Origin of the sequence: Bradyrhizobium sp. SMVTL-02 (assembly GCF_051853005.1) — a bacterium.
Classification (GTDB): Bacteria; Pseudomonadota; Alphaproteobacteria; order Rhizobiales; family Xanthobacteraceae; genus Bradyrhizobium.
Map to the genome: position 1 here is coordinate 3,122,129 of NZ_CP182469.1, position 15,766 is coordinate 3,137,894.

The 15,766-nt window shown below is 60.0% G+C and carries 14 protein-coding genes and 2 pseudogenes; 9 read left to right on the forward strand and 7 right to left on the reverse strand.

The genetic code is table 11. From position 1 onward, the window contains the following. Positions 1–181 precede the first annotated feature (181 nt). The 4 genes from ACNJYB_RS14505 to ACNJYB_RS14520 form a co-directional block, all read right to left on the reverse strand. Positions 182–361 (reverse strand): hypothetical protein, encoded by a 180-nt coding sequence (locus ACNJYB_RS14505; protein WP_439374573.1) that lies wholly within the window; start codon positions 359–361, stop codon positions 182–184. A 393-nt stretch (positions 362–754) separates the two neighbouring features. Next, on the reverse strand, positions 755–1,051 hold the full coding sequence (locus ACNJYB_RS14510) for a DUF5681 domain-containing protein (RefSeq protein ID WP_439374574.1): 297 nt from the start codon (positions 1,049–1,051) through the stop codon (positions 755–757). After that, positions 1,048–1,470 carry a DUF5681 domain-containing protein gene (locus tag ACNJYB_RS14515; protein ID WP_439374575.1) on the reverse strand — a complete coding sequence of 141 codons (423 nt, stop codon included), beginning with the start codon at positions 1,468–1,470 and terminating at the stop codon, positions 1,048–1,050. The genes ACNJYB_RS14510 and ACNJYB_RS14515 overlap by 4 nt, the downstream gene beginning before the upstream one ends. Continuing rightward, positions 1,460–2,875: a site-specific DNA-methyltransferase gene (locus ACNJYB_RS14520; protein WP_439374576.1), complete on the reverse strand. Its 1,416-nt coding sequence runs from the start codon at positions 2,873–2,875 to the stop codon at positions 1,460–1,462. Before ACNJYB_RS14520 ends, ACNJYB_RS14515 begins: the two co-directional genes overlap by 11 nt. Before the next feature lie 754 nt (positions 2,876–3,629). Here ACNJYB_RS14520 and ACNJYB_RS14525 point away from each other — a divergent pair. The 3 genes and pseudogenes from ACNJYB_RS14525 (at position 3,630) to ACNJYB_RS14535 (ending at position 6,243) form a co-directional block, all read left to right on the forward strand. Next, on the forward strand, positions 3,630–3,881 hold the full coding sequence (locus ACNJYB_RS14525) for a hypothetical protein (RefSeq protein ID WP_439374577.1): 252 nt from the start codon (positions 3,630–3,632) through the stop codon (positions 3,879–3,881). A gap of 629 nt (positions 3,882–4,510) precedes the next feature. Continuing rightward, a pseudogene (locus ACNJYB_RS14530) lies at positions 4,511–4,825 on the forward strand (transposase); the annotation flags it as partial. Positions 4,826–5,136: 311 nt separating this feature from the next. Continuing rightward, the gene (locus tag ACNJYB_RS14535) at positions 5,137–6,243 is read left to right on the forward strand and encodes a transglycosylase SLT domain-containing protein (protein WP_439374578.1); all 1,107 of its coding nucleotides are present in this window, start codon (positions 5,137–5,139) and stop codon (positions 6,241–6,243) included. A 460-nt stretch (positions 6,244–6,703) separates the two neighbouring features. On the opposite strand, the pseudogene ACNJYB_RS14540 reads toward ACNJYB_RS14535, so the two are convergent. Continuing rightward, positions 6,704–7,358 (reverse strand): annotated as a pseudogene (locus ACNJYB_RS14540) (IS91 family transposase); the annotation flags it as partial. A gap of 1,075 nt (positions 7,359–8,433) precedes the next feature. Here ACNJYB_RS14540 and ACNJYB_RS14545 point away from each other — a divergent pair. Beyond that, positions 8,434–9,090 carry a methyl-accepting chemotaxis protein gene (locus tag ACNJYB_RS14545; RefSeq protein ID WP_439374579.1) on the forward strand — a complete coding sequence of 219 codons (657 nt, stop codon included), beginning with the start codon at positions 8,434–8,436 and terminating at the stop codon, positions 9,088–9,090. Between the two features lie 318 nt (positions 9,091–9,408). Here ACNJYB_RS14545 and ACNJYB_RS14550 read toward each other — a convergent pair. Beyond that, positions 9,409–10,622 (reverse strand): IS3 family transposase gene (locus ACNJYB_RS14550; protein ID WP_439375554.1). Its coding sequence is split into 2 segments (ribosomal slippage): positions 9,409–10,346 and positions 10,346–10,622, totalling 1,215 coding nucleotides; the frame shifts between segments, so codons are not numbered across the junction. Positions 10,623–12,132: 1,510 nt separating this feature from the next. Here ACNJYB_RS14550 and ACNJYB_RS14555 point away from each other — a divergent pair. The 4 genes from ACNJYB_RS14555 to ACNJYB_RS14570 all read left to right on the forward strand — a co-directional run bounded on the left by ACNJYB_RS14555 (position 12,133) and on the right by ACNJYB_RS14570 (position 14,933). Then, a complete protein-coding gene (locus tag ACNJYB_RS14555; RefSeq protein ID WP_439374580.1) occupies positions 12,133–13,119 on the forward strand; it encodes a hypothetical protein in 987 nt (328 codons plus the stop codon). A gap of 741 nt (positions 13,120–13,860) precedes the next feature. Then, positions 13,861–14,127: a PilZ domain-containing protein gene (locus tag ACNJYB_RS14560; RefSeq protein WP_439374581.1), complete on the forward strand. Its 267-nt coding sequence runs from the start codon at positions 13,861–13,863 to the stop codon at positions 14,125–14,127. A 6-nt stretch (positions 14,128–14,133) separates the two neighbouring features. After that, positions 14,134–14,376 (forward strand): PilZ domain-containing protein, encoded by a 243-nt coding sequence (locus ACNJYB_RS14565; protein ID WP_439374582.1) that lies wholly within the window; start codon positions 14,134–14,136, stop codon positions 14,374–14,376. A 212-nt stretch (positions 14,377–14,588) separates the two neighbouring features. Next, positions 14,589–14,933 carry a hypothetical protein gene (locus ACNJYB_RS14570; RefSeq protein ID WP_439374583.1) on the forward strand — a complete coding sequence of 115 codons (345 nt, stop codon included), beginning with the start codon at positions 14,589–14,591 and terminating at the stop codon, positions 14,931–14,933. 57 nt (positions 14,934–14,990) lie between these two features. Here the strand turns inward: ACNJYB_RS14570 and ACNJYB_RS14575 are convergent, their stop codons facing one another. Next, a complete protein-coding gene (locus tag ACNJYB_RS14575; protein ID WP_439374584.1) occupies positions 14,991–15,350 on the reverse strand; it encodes a hypothetical protein in 360 nt (119 codons plus the stop codon). A 197-nt stretch (positions 15,351–15,547) separates the two neighbouring features. On the opposite strand from ACNJYB_RS14575, the gene ACNJYB_RS14580 reads away from it, so the two are divergent. Further along, positions 15,548–15,763 (forward strand): hypothetical protein, encoded by a 216-nt coding sequence (locus ACNJYB_RS14580; protein WP_439374585.1) that lies wholly within the window; start codon positions 15,548–15,550, stop codon positions 15,761–15,763. The last annotated feature ends 3 nt before the right edge of the window (positions 15,764–15,766 follow it).

The following is a 15,766-nucleotide window of genomic DNA, read 5'->3' on the forward strand; positions in this document are numbered from 1 at the left end:
AGCTGCACGTCCTCGTCGTGCGGGCGCGAGTGCAGGGCATAGAAGTCGGACACGCCGTCGACGCCGAGCACCACGGCCTCGCCGGCGGCTTGGCGAATGCTTATGCAATCTTGCGGGTCGGATTGGGACCCGCAAGATTGGGCGTCACGCTCTTTCCATCCGCCCCTATTGAGGCCATGCCTCAGTTCGCGCGTGACGGAAAGCTCGCGATCTTGCGCGTGAGCTGCCAAAGCTCAACAGCGTAGGCCTCCGCAAATTGCAGCGCACGCTGTTTAGCGGCTTCCTCGTTCGCGCAAATCAGCCTTATCGTTTGCACGATACGCCCGTCCGGGCCAAATAGATAGGCCGTAAACTCTTCCATGGAAGCTTCCCCGGTCGGCGCGGCCGCGCGCCAAGCTTTTGGGATCTAGAACAAGAACGAGTAGGCGGTCCCCGGTAACACAAGCCTGCATTGAAGCGCCGTCGCGCCGCAATTAGCACGAACCTTTTGGCTCGGTCTACTCTCCCTTGGCCCGTTCCTGCTCGATGGCGTTTTGCAGGCGTGGGGTCGGCCACGACTCACAGGTGAGCTGCTGTCCACTCGCATTTGGAATCGCGACATCAAAGTCTAGCGGAACGTTCTGAGGACCGGCCTCCCCTAGTTCGCATGCAAAATGTTCGGAATAACCAGAGGCAACAGCTCAATGATTTCAAGATGTCGATGAGCGTCCTTATTCAAAGCTTCATATCGTTGTCGCTGAGGACCGTGATGAACTTATCGCCTGGCGCGGCATCTCCCGGAAATTGCTGACGTATCTGATGGAGCAACCGCGCAGCGCCGACATCCTTTATTGAGAGCGAGAGTGTGGATCTGGCGCAGAAGTGCCTCCCAGCGGGTCATCATCACCTGGCCACCGTCGAGTTCAATTGTGATCTGCTCATTGGCAACCTTGCGGAACAGCATGGCGATCGACACCCGACGCACGGCTTGCCGAGGTCGTCCTGCTGCATTGCCGGAGTGGCCCTTCTTGAACCGGCTGCCTTTCGGCGGATTTCCGTACCCGGCGCTCATTTTGGATCTCTCAGTGCCGCATTCAGTTCGCCGATGCGCGCTTGCCAGTGGGGCCCGAAACGCCGTGCCGCCTCAGTTGCGCTGATGAGCTCGTATCCCGAGGCCCCCCGCGCCTCCGGCGCGAAGTATTCCGTGGCCATTTTCACAAGAAGTCGCGCCGTGCCAAGATCTCCTTTGATTGCCTTCGCGAACGACTGGCGAAATTGGATTTCAGCTTTTGTCATCCGTTTGCGCTTGCCCTTCTCGACCACAATGATCTCTTCGTTATCGATCGCCTCCAGCAGCTTGCCGGGCTGGAGCAGCTGGGGAACCTTTTTCCCTTTCCCGCTCGGATTGCCGGACCGGCCCTTCTGAAAGCGCGTCGCGACCGGCGGCTTTCCGTATCCGACCTCATATGTTTTTTTTCCGTCACCGGTCATCGCTGTGCTCCTTCTCGGCCTCGATGTGGCGGAAGAGCTTGCCATCCGAAAGCCGCACCGCATCGCGGCCGGTCAAATTCTGCCAACGCCGGATCGCAGTATCGACGTAGAGCGGATCGAGTTCGATCCCGCGACAGATGCGGCCGGTTCGCTCGGCGGCGAGCAGCGTCGTACCGCTACCCAGAAACGAGTCGAGCACAAGCTCGCCGCGGTTTGAGCAATCGAGCAGCGCATCCATTACGAGCTGGACCGGCTTCGCCGTCGGATGCAGCTCGAGCAAATTGTTGCCCTTGCGCGCCTGGGTACTGGCGCTGTTGTAGTGCCAGACATTGCTGCGGTTGCGCCCATATTTGCCGAGCTCGATATTGTTGGTGTGGCGCCCGGTGCCGGACTTGAAGACGAAGACAAATTCGTGCCGAGAGCGGTAAAGCGATCCCATGCCCCCGTTACTTTTCACCCAGACCACGATGTTTTTCAGCTCGCAATAGACACCGCGACCGGCCGCAAGCAAGTCGTCAGCATGTCGCCAATCCATGCAAACAAAGTGAATTGCTCCCTCTTTACTGTATCTTGCCAGCAACCCGCAGCTCTGCATCAGAAAGCGGGAGAACTCCTCCTGGCTCAGCTCTCCGGCGCCTTGAGCGAACTCGCGGTGACGGATCTTGCCCTTTCCAGAGACGTGACCGTTGATCGGGACATTGTAAGGTGGATCAATGAACACCAGGTGCGCGCGTTCATCCCGCATCAGGTTCTCGAAAGATGGCTCCGATATCGCGTCACCACAGAAGATGCGGTGGTTGCCAACTTGCCAAACATCACCTGGGCGACACACAGGCACGCCGGACGCTGCGTCAGTATCATCACTCGCCTCGAGGGTGACCCCGTCGTCAATCGTCTGAATCGCTTGATCGATCTCGGGCAAGGCGAACCCCGTGATCGAAAGGTCGAAATCAAGATCGAGCTCTTTCAGCTCTAGGAAATTCTCGCCGAGCAATCGTTCGTCCCAATGCGCATGCTGGGCCAGCCTGTTGTCCGCGATCCGAAGCGCCTTTAGCTGCGTCGCCGACAGGTGTCTGATCTCGACGACAGGCACGCGCGACATCCCAAGCTTTCTGGCGGCGAGTACCCGGCCGTGCCCGATCACCACCTGCCGGGTGTCGTCGACCACGATCGGCATGACAAATCCGAACTCGCGGATGCTGTCCGCAATCATATTGACCTGAGTTTGAGAGTGTTGCCGCGGGTTGCGGGCATCGAGAACGAGATCTTCCACCGCGCGATATTGGATTTGGATCTCGATCAAACCGGCGTTGGTCGCCGGATTGCGGCGGGTACCTGGTGCTGGTTTCGTTGTCCGGCGCCTCAAGGGGGGGCGCCCGGTGGGGTCTTGATTGGGGGATGTCATTTCTAATGCTCCGACAGATTTATCGAAGCACCCCAACTACCCCAGCAGCTGCGGTAGAAGTCTACAATTAATTCGCAACAATATTTCCTCGGCTTCCGACACGCCACAGCGTTCGTCCTCGGGGAACGGCCCAACGCGGTTTTTTGATCGGGCGACCCAGCATTTGCCGGCCAAGATTCATCCAGGCTAACCGCACATGCCGGCTGGAGCTGGCCAATTCGTTTGCCGCGCTATAGCGAGCTGCCAAGGTCGGCGCGTGTGTGATCTTGTGGCTTGCAAAAATGGTCCCGTTCGCGCCCGGTGAGCCGCCGGTAGCCAGTTGCAAGCGATGCCAGCTCTTCTTTCTTTTGGCATTTACCCGCGCCAAGACGCGTCGATCCCCGCCAACAACTGAAGCAATTCCGCCTTGAGCCGCTAATAAGCGACAAGCCCGGCTGATAGAGGGTGTTTTTCCGGTCCGAATTCTTTCGCAGATCAGGATAAGCTGAACGTTCACCCAGAGTAGGGCAAGAGTGTCCGGGGGTACGACAATCGATCTAGGTGGTCGTCCTCGACGGCGGTTAATTACCTCCTCCATAACTCCTCCCGGGTTGTCCGAACGGGTTCATCACCGAGATTTAGGATCGAAATCAAAGGATAAAAGATGCAAAGATTCGCTCGGCGATCGTTGTGGAATGGGTCTTGTCCGAAAGGCGGCGAAAGTATCCTTAAGCATTAGTATGCGATAAATAAAGCCACAAGTTGCAGACTTGGAATGTACTCTGCGTTGCACAGATCTGCACCACGGGTGCGCCAAAGCCCTCGCCGTTTCGCCGGGCTGCCGCGTATCAAGTTGGAAGACACCGTCGCCGCGGCGCAGGGGCTAGATTGGATGCGCATCGGCGTCGATTTTGCGGATGGCCTGCATTTGGCCAAGGCGGAAGGATGTGAAGCCTTCATCAGCTTCGATCGAGATTTCGTCAAGGCCGCTCACGCTCTTGGCAGCATCAAGGGGCGGACGCCGTAGCGGGCGCTGACAAAGAACCTGACGGCTTCCGCCAATTCATTTGAAAGTCTCTGCGCTCGCTGCGCTGAACCGCGCATCGCGGCTTGGCCCTTTGCAGCCGGGATCAATACCGTCATCTCAAATCTCGAGAAGACTTCTGATGAGGCCTTCATCGAGAATGCTGCCGACGATTGTCTTCGAATTCTAAACCGCCGCAAGCCTGCACCAATCGACGAGCTATTCTCTCTGGCTCCGTCACTCCTTGGCCGCCTTCATCCGTCCAACCAATAAATCCGCCAGTGACCACCCGGTGACCGAAGCCAGGGGTATGAGCGTGAGACTGTAGCCGCGGCGCCCGGATCTTCACGTCGTCTGTCAGTCGCCAATGCTCAATACCAGCGCTCAACAGCGGACCGTCTGCTCCAGGAACGGACAAATAGCCTTCGGGGATAATACGGCAGAATGGTTCCGCACTGGCCGGGAATTTGAATGAACGAAGTGTCTTCGTACACACGACATCGCTTCGTCGGGTAAATCGTGTCCGCCTGAGCCGTCATCGCAGATCCGAGGAGCGAAACGGCGACGAGATGTGAAGAGCATCTTCATCTGAACCACCTCAATCGGCGACGGTCCAAAAGCAACGCAGTACAATAGGTCGGATCTCTCTTTACCTCAACTCTAGCCGAGCTGAAGGCGCGCTGCACCACGGCCAAAACCGCGTCATCTCTCGTTGGGAGCATGAGCACGTCGTGGAGAATGTCCAGAAGCGGCTCGACGCTGATCCTCAGGCGATGCGCCGCCGTCGCGAGACGCTCGAGCACCCGTTCGGCACACTGAAGATGCGCATGGGCGCGACGCACTTCCTGACGAAGCGCTTGCCGAAGGTCGCCACTGAGATGGCGCTCCCCGTGCTCGCCTACAATCTCGCGCGCGTGATGAAGATCATGGCCACTGGTGCGCTGATTCGCGGCGATTCAGGCCTGAGCCAGGATCGCTGTCGCGTGCGTGCCACCCACCTCATCGTCAATCACAGCGGCTCGGCTCGGGCAAGCGCGCCGTCGCGATGATCGGTACTGTGGTACAGCGCTGCGGCTTGCAGCTCAATTGACATGGCGTTCGCTTACAAGCAAACGATTAGTCAGCTTCCCTGTCTAATGTGTCTTGGCAGCAACAGCCCGTGAGAACTTCGAGCCATCCATCCTCACGCCTTCGTTGTGGCAAATCCAAAAGGTTAAGTCGCTGCGGGATTGGGGCTCCCGGTTGAACACGGGGATCTGTGGCTAGATTTGAATGGGAGGCCGCGGCCGCGCGGCTGGCGACGTTGAAGATTTTGCAAGCAGGCTGTATTGCTGGCGCGCTGACGGCGACTTCGCTTGCCGCCCTTGGTCAGATCGCGGTATCGCGCCCGAGCATCGCAACGCCGAACGCGAGAGTTGCTGATGCATTCAGCGGCATCCCGCTGAATGTGACGATGGTCCTGACAAATGCCAGCGCGGCGTTTCCGACCCCGGTCATCGAGGCGAAATTCGATACAGGATTATCGGCTAATGCGATCGTTGCGGCGGGCTTCAGCGCCGCCGCGCCGGACTCGGTGCTGCCGTCCGATGTGGCCAGTTCGCAAGGGCCAATGTTGCAAGTCGCCAGCCTCGAGGCGGCGCTGCCAGAAAAGGACACAAGGCCACAGCAGGACCGTCCGCCGGCGGCTTCGCTCAATCCGGGCGAAGGCAAGCCGTCCTCTCTGAAGTACTACGTCTACTCGGAGATTCCGCCGCCTGAGAAACCCGCCAAGATCGCCTTGTCGGCGTTGAGCGGCGTTCCGCTTGGAACGCCCGTCCAGGAGATCGAACGTGCGGCCGAAGCGTTCGATGTCGATGTCAATTTCATGAAGGCGGTCGCCAAAATCGAATCCGATTTCAATCCCAAGCAACGCACCGGCTCCTATATCGGTCTCTTCCAGCTTAGCAAGTTTGAGTTCAGCAAATACGGATCGGGCGACATCCTCAATCCTCGCGACAACGCCATGGGTGCCGCCTACAAGTTCCTCAGCGAGGCCGCGCTATTCGAAATAATGACGCACAAGAAGGCGACCTTTTCCGATCTCTACCTGATCCACCAGCAGGGTTGGGAAGGAGCCGCACAACACATCAGCCATCCGCAGCGGATTGCCTGGAAGTCGATGTGCGCAACCCGGGAGGGCTCGGAAAAAGGCGAGCGATGGTGCAAGCGCGCCATCTGGGGCAACACGCTGCCGGCGGTCAAACGCGAATGGAAGTCGGTCGATAGCCTCACCTCGGGCGCGTTCGTGGCGATGTGGCGGGACCGCGTCGACACGCTCTATGCCCGCTACCCGGTGCTAACTGCGGCGGCCGAGCGCTCAAAATAGAACAGCTTGCGACCGCCCCCACGCACACGTCCTGGCCCACATTCGTTTCGTCGAGAAGGCTAGTCGGCAATCTACTTTTCGGCGCCGGGCAGGTTTGCGTTCCACGTAAAGACTGGGTGGTTGTTCGGCTCCGGCGGCCGGCGTTGATCCAAGCACCTCGAACAGTGCCGCTCCGAGGCCCGGCCTCCTAGATTATTCACAAGCAATCTCGCCGGCTTTTGGCCCGGGGCTGCTGTTCGGCAACGCGGCAAAGGTTGCCCGAAGCGGGACATTGCCCCTAGCCGACGAGCGGCCCGCCGTGCGTTGAAGCGGCGCTGCACTGACGCAGGCAGAATGCGACCTGGACATAGACGTGGAGGCGAGGTTGCGAGCGTCCGACAGGGATCTGGGCGAGAGCTCGCAGCACATCAACGGGGGCTGGACCCAGTGATGGCCGTGATCGGATCGAGAGGGATCGGTTGAAGAACGTCAGCTGTTTGGCGTCGTGCGCATCCATGAGCATCGCCAGCATCTTGCCGCGGAACAGGCGCGCCAACACGTTGACGTGGACGAGGAAGTTGGCGCGCGAGGCGATCCATCGTGCGACGTCGAACGAGAGTCCTCCGCGCGGCACGATCATGTGTACGTGTGGGTGATGGGTGAGCGCCGAGCCCCAGGTGTGGAGCACGGCCGTGATAACGATCCGTGCACCGAGACGTTTGGGTCAGCGGCGATGGCGAGCGTTGTCTCGGCCGCCGCCTTCATCAGCAGGTCGTAGATCACGCGCTTGTTCTGGTAGGCGATGTCGCGCAACTCGCTCGGCAGCGTGTACACGACATGGAAGTACGGCACCGGCAACAGCTCGGCTTCGCGGTCGGCCAGCCCTTGGCGTGACGCCGCAGCCTGGCACTTCGGGCAAGGCCGGTGGCGGCAGGAATTTTAGGCGATCTCCGTATGGCCGCATGCTACGTTCTCGCAGCGTGCGACATGCCCGCCGAGCGCCGCCGTGCGGCAGCGCTCGATGGCACTCATCACCTTCAACTGATCGAGGCTGACATGCCCGCGATTGGCCTCGCGCCACGCAGGTCGTGATCGCGGAGAATGTCCGCGAGCTCCAGAGCTGGTCGAGGGCCGATAAGGCCTGCCGGGTGCGGCAGTACCGGATTGGCGGAGCGGTCCGTGTGGAAAATCCAGCCTCTCTGGGGAAAACAGACGAATAGCCCTCGGCGTGTCTTGGCGGGTACAGGCGCTTGCCCCTGCAGGTTCTAGGCTGCTGTCCAGTGTGAGATCGATTCAATACTGAGCGAAGACGTTCTCAAGCACTATCGAGATTGCGCAAGCGACATTACGGACATCGCAGATCCGCTCGCGGACCGAGGCCCGCTGCACTGGTTCGGCCGTACGAAGAGCAAATGGTCGGAGACTAGGATGAAAATCAATTTCAAAGCTGCTGTGGCTACGCCGTTTTGCCCGTGCGAACTCTGCCTGGAGCCAATGAAGTTTTTGGGAGAGCACGGCGGCTCCCGGCTGTTTAGGTGCGATGAGTGCGCCCTCGTAAGCAACCAACGTGCAGGGGCTTTGCCAGCTCGGCAGCCGGAATTTGCGACGAGGAGACCGTCCATGTGGCGCTGACAGGAATGCCCTGAGTTTATACGATCACGCAAGCCATCAGTTCTTCGGCTGCACACTGGTCGGCCACTTGCGTGCATTTGACCGTCCGAGGCCAGAGATCGGCTTGGGAGAACGATTTCGACTAGCATTCAAGTCGACGTCCGCTCTCTGGAGCGAATTCGACGTCCAAAGGCTGTAGACCAAGTTTCTGATTTTGGAGAGCCTGTCGAAAATCGAGACGACGACCCGGACGTTGGCGGCCGGCAATCTTGACGTCGAGATCGAGGAGACCGAACGTCACGATGAAATCGGCATCATCGCGCAGTCGATGGTGGAGTTCCGCGACGGGCTGAAGCGCGCCAGGACCTTGCAGGCCGCGGAGGAGGCCGAACGCACCGCGAAAGACCGCCGCGCCAATCTGCTCGACAGCCTCGTAAAGCGTTTTGAACAGGCGATGCATCAGATCGTCGGCAGCGTCAGCACCGCCTCATCGGAGCTGGAATCGACCGCCAGCTCTTTGACCAAGACGGCCAACCACACCCAGCAGCTGGCGGGCGTCGTGACCGGTGCTTCGGAGAATGCCTCACCAATGTCCAGTCGGTGGCATCTGCGACAGACGAACTCACCGCCTCGATCCACGAGATCAGTCGCCAGATGCAGGAATCGACCCGGATCGCAGCCGCCGCCGTCGAGCAGGCCCGCGCCACCGACGACCGGATCAACACGTTGTCCGATGCGGCGAACCGGATCGGCGACGTGATCAAGCTGATCACGACGATCGCCGAGCAGACCAATCTTCTGGCGCTCAACGCCACCATCGAGGCCGTCCGGGCGGGAGATGCGGGTCGCGGCTTCGCCGTCGTGGCGCAGGAAGTGAAGGAACTCGCGGCCCAGACCGCGAAGGCAACGGGGGAGATCGGGGGGCAGATTACGTCAATCCAGAGCGCGACCAACGATTCCGTGGTCGCCATCAAGCAAATCGGCGATACCATCGCCCAGATATCCGGCATTGCCACCACGATCGCGGCCGCGATCGAGCAACAGGGCGCGGCGACCACCGAGATCGCCCGCAATGTGCAGAAGGCATCCGACGGGACCCGCGAGGTCTCAGGCAGCATCACCAAGGTCAATGCCGGCGCGCAGCAGACCGGCGCGGCGTCATCGCAGGTGCTGGCCTCCGCCAAGTCGCTGGCCGCCGAGAGCAGCAGGCTTCAGGCCGAAGTCGCGCAATTCCTCAGCGAGGTCCGTGCGGCTTAGCTCATAGCCGCGAGGCGATCAGAGCAGCAACTGACGATCAGCCGCGAGTTTCTGCTGATTGCCGACGACGTGATTGAATGAAGACGCTGTTGGCAGAGTGTATGAGTCCGGCATTGGCCCGATTGTTGCGTGAAGGCCGTTCGTGTCCCAACATCCCGCGATGACTCATGCACTTGACGCAATTGCGACACTATCGGGACAGACCTAGCCATACAGTGAGTCCGTGGTCGCCGTTTGAGCCAGCTGAAATGGACCCGCGGAGCGGGACCGCTTGAACCGGTTTGTTAGTTGGAAACTGACCGCTCCTGATCCTTTCTATCACGCTGCCAGAGACTCTGTCTGCTGCTGTTGCTGTGGGCATGTGGTCAACGCGTCAGCGTTGTCCACCATGTCCACAGCCTTCGCGGCCTGGATCCGTTCGCGCCAGACCGCCATCGGCGTGCGATAGCCGAGGGACTGATGAAGGCGACGATCATTGTAGAAGGCGATCCAGCTCGCGATCCCTGCCTTGGCCTCGCGGCCGTCGGCATAGCCCTTGAGATAGATGTCCTGATGCTTGAGAGACCGCCACAGCCGCTCGATGAAGACGTTGTCCATCCAACGACCGCGGCCATCCATGGAGATCTTGATCTTTGCGGCCGCCAGCGCGCCGGTGAAGGCCACGCTGGTGAACTGGCTGCCCTGGTCGGTGTTGAAAATCTCCGGCGTGCCGTACTTCGCCAGCGCCTCTTCCAGAGCCGCCACGCAGAACGAGACGTCCATCGTGTTCGACAACCGCCACGCCAGAACCGCACGGCTCGCCCAGTCGATGATGGCGACGAGATAAAGAAAGCCGCGGCCGATGGGCAGATACGTGATGTCGGCCGCCCACACCTGGTTTGGCCGGTCGATCGTCATGTTGCGCAGCAGATAGGGATAGATCTTGTGGCCCGGCGCCGGCTTTGTCGTGTTCGGCCTTGGTCCCAGCGCCGCGATGCCCATCTTGCGCATCAACCGCTGCACACGCTTGCGATTGACCTGAAGCCCCTCAGCCTTCAGCATCGCGGTCATTCGCCGCGAGCCCAGGAACGGCCAGGCGGTGAACAGCTCGTCGAGGCGCCGCATCAGGGCGAGGTCGTTGTCGTTGGCCGGCCGTGGCGGCCGGTAGACCCCAGAGCGGGCGATACCAAGCAACATGCATTGCCGGCGAATCGACAGCGCCATGTCGGCGCGATCGAGCATTCCTCGACGGTCCGGCGTGCTCATCTTCCGGACCTCCGCGCTAAAAAATCGCGCTCGACTGTCAGTTGTCCAATCTTGGCGTGCAGCTTCTCGATCTCTCGTTCGCGAGCGTCCTCGCTCTCCCGCCCGACACCCGCGTCAAAGGCCCGGGCCGCCTGGTCCAGCAGCTGCTTCTTCCAGGCATAGATCTGGTTCGGGTGAACCTCATAGCGCTGGGCCAGATCGGCCACCGTCGTCTGCTCCCGCACGGCTTCCAGCGCGATCTTTGCCTTCAGTGCCGCGTCGATCTTGCGTCTCGTCTTCGTTGTCATCATGCGCTCCGTCTATCAAACGGAGCAGCCCCTTCCAACTAAGCACGTGGTCCCACAATCGGGGTCCATTTCAAGCCCCCAAACGTCGCCATTTAGTACATAGGCCGCCTCAGTGGCGGCCTCTTTCATTTAAGAAACGTCGTCTCCTATCCGCCTCGAGCGGTGTCGGAATCCAAAGGGGCCACCTCTCGGCAGCCCCTTGCCGGTTGCAAATTGTTCGGGATGAAATACCAGCCCCGGCCCTCGTATTCCAACTGATCCAAGTCACCCTGTGGAGTCCGGGATAACACGGTGTTTCAATACCGGAACTTGTCTTCTGCCCCCAGTTACTCTCCCTATTTGACCTTAGGTTGGAGAGTGTGATTCGATCGTCTTAATTGGCCGGCTTGACCGTTTTCGGCTTTTGCCTAGATCAAATCTATTCCAACGCACAGATCCCAAGCTCGTGCTGAGCGATACGACCGAACCGGAAGCCCGAGGAGTTGTCGCTCAAGCTTACCAGCGAGGCGAGATCCGATGGCGTCGCATACGTTTTCCTTTTTCCGTGCTTCCGGAGAACAGATTCCATGTCGCCAACGAATTCCCTGTTCCGGTGGGGCGCATCGCGCCGCGTCGTTTTGGAATTTCCGCGGATTTTCAGGTGTTTTTTGCCAGTTCTCGTTGCGAACACGGCCCCGCGACGGGCATTTTCCCTGTAAACTTTCCTGTTGGCAGGGAAACGATAGTTTTGCTTTCCTTGATTAGCTTTTCGATTGGCCCGATCACAACATCAGCGTGATGGACGATGCCGAGCGCCTTGTAGGCGTCAGCGCCGAGCAGACATGATGCGATCTGATCTGACTAGGTCGGGGGCCGGAGCCCGGGAGAATTGACCCACTCATCTATGTGGGCCGCCGTGTCGGCTTGGTTGGCCTTCCTCTGAAGCTCCTCTCTGTCCTCGCCGGCAGGCTTTGTTTTCGCGCGCTCACGGCTCTCCTGCGTGACTTTCGAAAGCTGGTCTTGAGGAGAGACTGTCTGCCCAAAAACGTATCGCATGACGCTACTCCCGCGTTGGCGAAATCGCGACTTTCGAATTTACGGCTGACGTGATGCTGGTCGAACGAAGTTTCTACCTTCCTGCTCCCGAACGCCAGTTCTTTTTTAATCGGCTTCAAAAGAGGCGACCATTGGCACCTGCATGTTGTCCTTTGCCATCACGCATCTGCTCTATTTCCGTGCCGGTCATCAGGAAATCGGAGATCTGGTTCGCACGTTGCGAAGAGCTCGCATCGTTTACGAGCCCGGTCAATTGATCGCAGAACCCTTTGGCATGACGGCATTTTGCGTCTCGCGTTGAGCATTGATCGAAGCTGCGGGTCGTAAATCACGACCTTGTCCCGGAGGAGATGGTCGAGATCGACGGCGCTCGCATGCGGCGCCCGATCTTGACAACCATTAAAGCAGAAATAACGATCAGCCCGTCGCGTTCAGACGGACCGCGCTTGTTTCGGGTTTGTGCCGAAGGTGGCAAATGAGTACCGATAAATTACAGGCGTTGAGCGATACCATTGCCGGCATACTCAACGACCCGCCATCACCGGTCACTTATTTTGATCCCGAGCCCCATGACGAGGCCTCGGCCGGCGAACGCGCAGCAAAGGGTTTTGACGACCTTGCGCATGGCATTGACGCTCCGAAGGGAAGCTTCGGAAAGCTGAGCTCCCGCGAAGCCGGCATTTCAGGACATCCGGCGCCTGAAGCGCAAATTGAGAGCCAGCGCAGAGCTTCGGACCACGTCGATGTTGCGGCGGGCCCGGGACAACCATCGAAGCTGGAAGCCGCAAGCCTCCGGCGGAACCCTCGGGCACCGGGCGTCGACTTGGTTAGGCCGGCGGTCTCGGGCCGTCGGACTTCGCTGCGCCGCTGGGGTGCGTTCGTCCTGGCGGCGATCATGCTGGCTACCGGACTTGGTGTCACGGCTGTTGTCTGGTTGGGGCCGTCCGGAGACGCCGCGAAGGCGAATTCGCAAACCTCGCCTGCGATCGCGGCCGTGTCAGCGGCTCTACCGCCAGAGTTGGCGGCATTGCTGCAGTCGATGTCGCACGATCTCGCAAGTCTGAGAGGCGATATCGAGCAGCTGAAGCGTGGTCGCGAACAGATGGCCCGCGACAGCGCCGACTTCGGCGAGCAGTTCAGGGCCAGCCAGGATCAGTTGGGCCGCTCCGTCGCCAGGCTTTCCGATCAAGTGAAGGCTGGTCAGGAGTTGGCGGAGCGCGACAATGCGAACGCAGCCGAGCAGATCAAGGCTGTCAGGGATCAACTGATCCGTCTGGAGCAGAATGCGGCGCCCAAGAAGCTCACGCCTCCGCAGCCGCGCGTGGCAGGCTCCGCTGCGCCGGCCCCCGCGCCAACGGCCTCGTCGCCGCAGGCTGCAACGCAGCCGGCGGCCGCAAAACCAAAGCCGATGCCGACGCGGGCGGCTCCGCCAGCGGCCGTGCCCGCACCGCCTGCGCGCTGACCAGAGGTTCCACTGGCGGGCCGGGCCGTCCTGGCGCCTGGGCCGGACGTCAAAATATGGCAGTATGGTTCACCGTAGTAGAACGGAATCCACATGGCACTTCAGTACCGGTAGGGTGTTGATGCCGGGGCTGGCATTTCAGTACGGACAAGCATTTCAACCGGCAAGGGGCCGCTCTCTGAGCGGCCCCTTTCAGTTTGGCCAGGTCAATGGAAAGGAAGCCCGCCTCCGGCAAAAAGCGGTGGAGGCGGGCCACGTCCGTTTTGCGGCGCCGGTCCACCCGGGGCTGGCGAGGGCTCCGTCGCGCGCGAGTGGAACCCTAGCACCATGGAACCCTGCGTCGAAATCCGCAGGAATACCGAGGCATAAAACCAAGTTAAGCACTTTTACGGATGGCTGACGCCTGACGATCATGAATCCGGTTCGAAGAGGGGCGCTGCGACCGTTCCCATCGGCGGCTTCGTCCCAAGCCGAAGCAAGCCGGGGCTTGCGGTTGCGATTTGCCGAAATCCGACCGGCTCATTAGTCTTTCCTGAATTTTTGTCCGGCACTATCAGGACGACGCGCCAATTTCAGCGCCGTGTGCTTCGGCCGGCGGCCGAGGAGTGCCTGATTTCGCAAGGGCGTCTCGCGTCGGCGGGGCTGATTGGTCCGGCAGGCGGCGGGCTGCGACTCGATTGAATTTTCAAATCCGGGTTTCGTCCTGATATGTCTCATTCACTACCACCCGAAAAACGCGCAATGGCACGGGTCGAGTTCTCGCGCGGCGTCGACGTGCATATGGTGGCCATCGACGGAACGTGGAGCCGGCGATGTCAGATGACCGACGTGGCCGAAGCCGGAGCGAAGCTCAAGATCGAAGGATCGATCGAAGGTCTTGCGCTGAAGGAGTTCTTCCTGCTGCTTTCGACGACCGGGGCGGCCTTCCGCCGCTGCGAGCTGGCCTGGATCAACGGCGACCAGGTCGGAGTTCACTTCCTGCGCGGCAAGAACCTGAGCAAGCGGTGAGTTGTCGTGGAGGAACGTCGCAGGCAGCAGCGCGCGACAGTCGACGAGGTCGCATACATCGCCGGCGACGGATCCAGCATGCGATGCCGCGTGGTCAGTCTTTCCGATCTCGGCGCCGCCATCGAGATGGCGGACAAGGTCTACGTCAGATCCCGCATCAAGCTGATGCTGGAGAAGGATCGCATCATCCGGGATTGCCGTGTCGTCTGGTCCAGCGGAAATCGTATCGGAGTTGAATTCCTGGACTAGGATCACATGGTCGGTGCCTTTGGGTTCCCCAAAACCGTTCAGGAGAAAATCGGAACCAATGCCGGGTGCCGGGTGGGCCGGGCCCTTGCTCAACGACCAAGATTTAGGCTTGCATCGGGGGATGGCCTGGACAAGTGTGACTGATCCATGGGCACATTTTACCCTTCGGATGGCGAGAGAATTTAGGCGCATCGGTTTTTTGGATTTTACGAATGAGAACGCTGTTCATCATCCTCGGCATTTGGTTGCTGATCAACGTTCTCTTCGTCCTCGTGATGATCCCGCCGCGTAAGCCGCGGACCGCGAACGTCGCCGGCAGATCGCACGACGCCACCCCTGTCGCAGCCGGGATGAACTACGGCGCGGCCGAAACTCAGGACGAGAGCGTTTCGCTGCGCCATGTCGTCATCGCCATTGCGCTTGGCGCGTTCTTCTCGTTAACGCCGCCGCTGCTCGAAGCCTACGATGCAGTCAAGGGATTGGTCGGCAAGCGCCTGCCCGGATCGAAAGTGAGCCGGGGTGGACCCGATGGGGACGCGCAAGCGGGAGAGGGCTGACATGCCTTCTCTGCCTGCGCGGCGCTGGCGGGCCGCGCGGCAGCTCGGTCGATCACTTCACCAATAGGGGTTGATGCGATATGGCCGCGGATACTGGCCGCGATAGAAGATGATTCCGGGTCCAGCGACGGGTCGGTGTCGGAAGCGCGAATTGGAGAGGTCGACGGCGATCGCTCGCACGTCGTGGCCCACGAAAACGGGATACTCATAACTGAAGACGTAGCCGTCGTCCGCAACGGGCGCATATTGCCCATAGAAGGACGGGCCCTGGCCGTATCCAGGCCCCCACGCATTTTCGACGGTGGGAAGGCCGCCCGTTCCCATCCGCGTTCCGCCAGCAGCGGCCGGTCCTGATGTCATGAGGGTGCCGATCCCAAGAAGCGCGGCAGCCGCCAGGATGTAAGAAGTGCCTCGCATCGCGTTTCTCCTCAAATTGGTGTCAGAAACAGGAGTAGACACAGCTGAGGCTATCCGCTCTCGAATGATAACGGTAGCGATTAGGGGCGCGTGCCTGGCCCTGAGTTAGCAGTTGCAAAAACGATAACGCTTGCCTCGGTTAATCGGATCGATAGTCTTTGTCACTTTAAAGATGTTCATTTCAGCAGGGGCTTCGGGTGACAAACGATACCGCTGTGTTTGATGCGTTGCGCTTCGATCCACAAGAAGGCCAGATAGCGACCGGAAGGATAGGAACGCGCGAGGCAATTCTGCGAGACGGTCTGCTGATCGATCCATCCACGCTTGCTTATTGCCCGCATCAATGGATCGACGGCAGCGGTTACCTCGATCTCGATCTGACGAGGCAATTTCCTTACTCGCTCGCGCTCTGATGG

What these genes read in the sequence shown, in the direction of transcription:
- ACNJYB_RS14515 (WP_439374575.1), bottom strand. Translation starts at nt 1,470, where the DNA reads ATGACCGGTGACGGAAAAAAAACATATGAGGTCGGATACGGAAAGCCG.
- ACNJYB_RS14555 (WP_439374580.1), top strand. Translation starts at nt 12,133, where the DNA reads ATGAGTACCGATAAATTACAGGCGTTGAGCGATACCATTGCCGGCATA.
- ACNJYB_RS14575 (WP_439374584.1), bottom strand. Translation starts at nt 15,350, where the DNA reads ATGCGAGGCACTTCTTACATCCTGGCGGCTGCCGCGCTTCTTGGGATC.
- ACNJYB_RS14510 (WP_439374574.1), bottom strand. Translation starts at nt 1,051, where the DNA reads ATGAGCGCCGGGTACGGAAATCCGCCGAAAGGCAGCCGGTTCAAGAAG.
- ACNJYB_RS14525 (WP_439374577.1), top strand. Translation starts at nt 3,630, where the DNA reads ATGTACTCTGCGTTGCACAGATCTGCACCACGGGTGCGCCAAAGCCCT.
- ACNJYB_RS14560 (WP_439374581.1), top strand. Translation starts at nt 13,861, where the DNA reads ATGGCACGGGTCGAGTTCTCGCGCGGCGTCGACGTGCATATGGTGGCC.
- ACNJYB_RS14570 (WP_439374583.1), top strand. Translation starts at nt 14,589, where the DNA reads ATGAGAACGCTGTTCATCATCCTCGGCATTTGGTTGCTGATCAACGTT.
- ACNJYB_RS14520 (WP_439374576.1), bottom strand. Translation starts at nt 2,875, where the DNA reads ATGACATCCCCCAATCAAGACCCCACCGGGCGCCCCCCCTTGAGGCGC.
- ACNJYB_RS14505 (WP_439374573.1), bottom strand. Translation starts at nt 361, where the DNA reads ATGGAAGAGTTTACGGCCTATCTATTTGGCCCGGACGGGCGTATCGTG.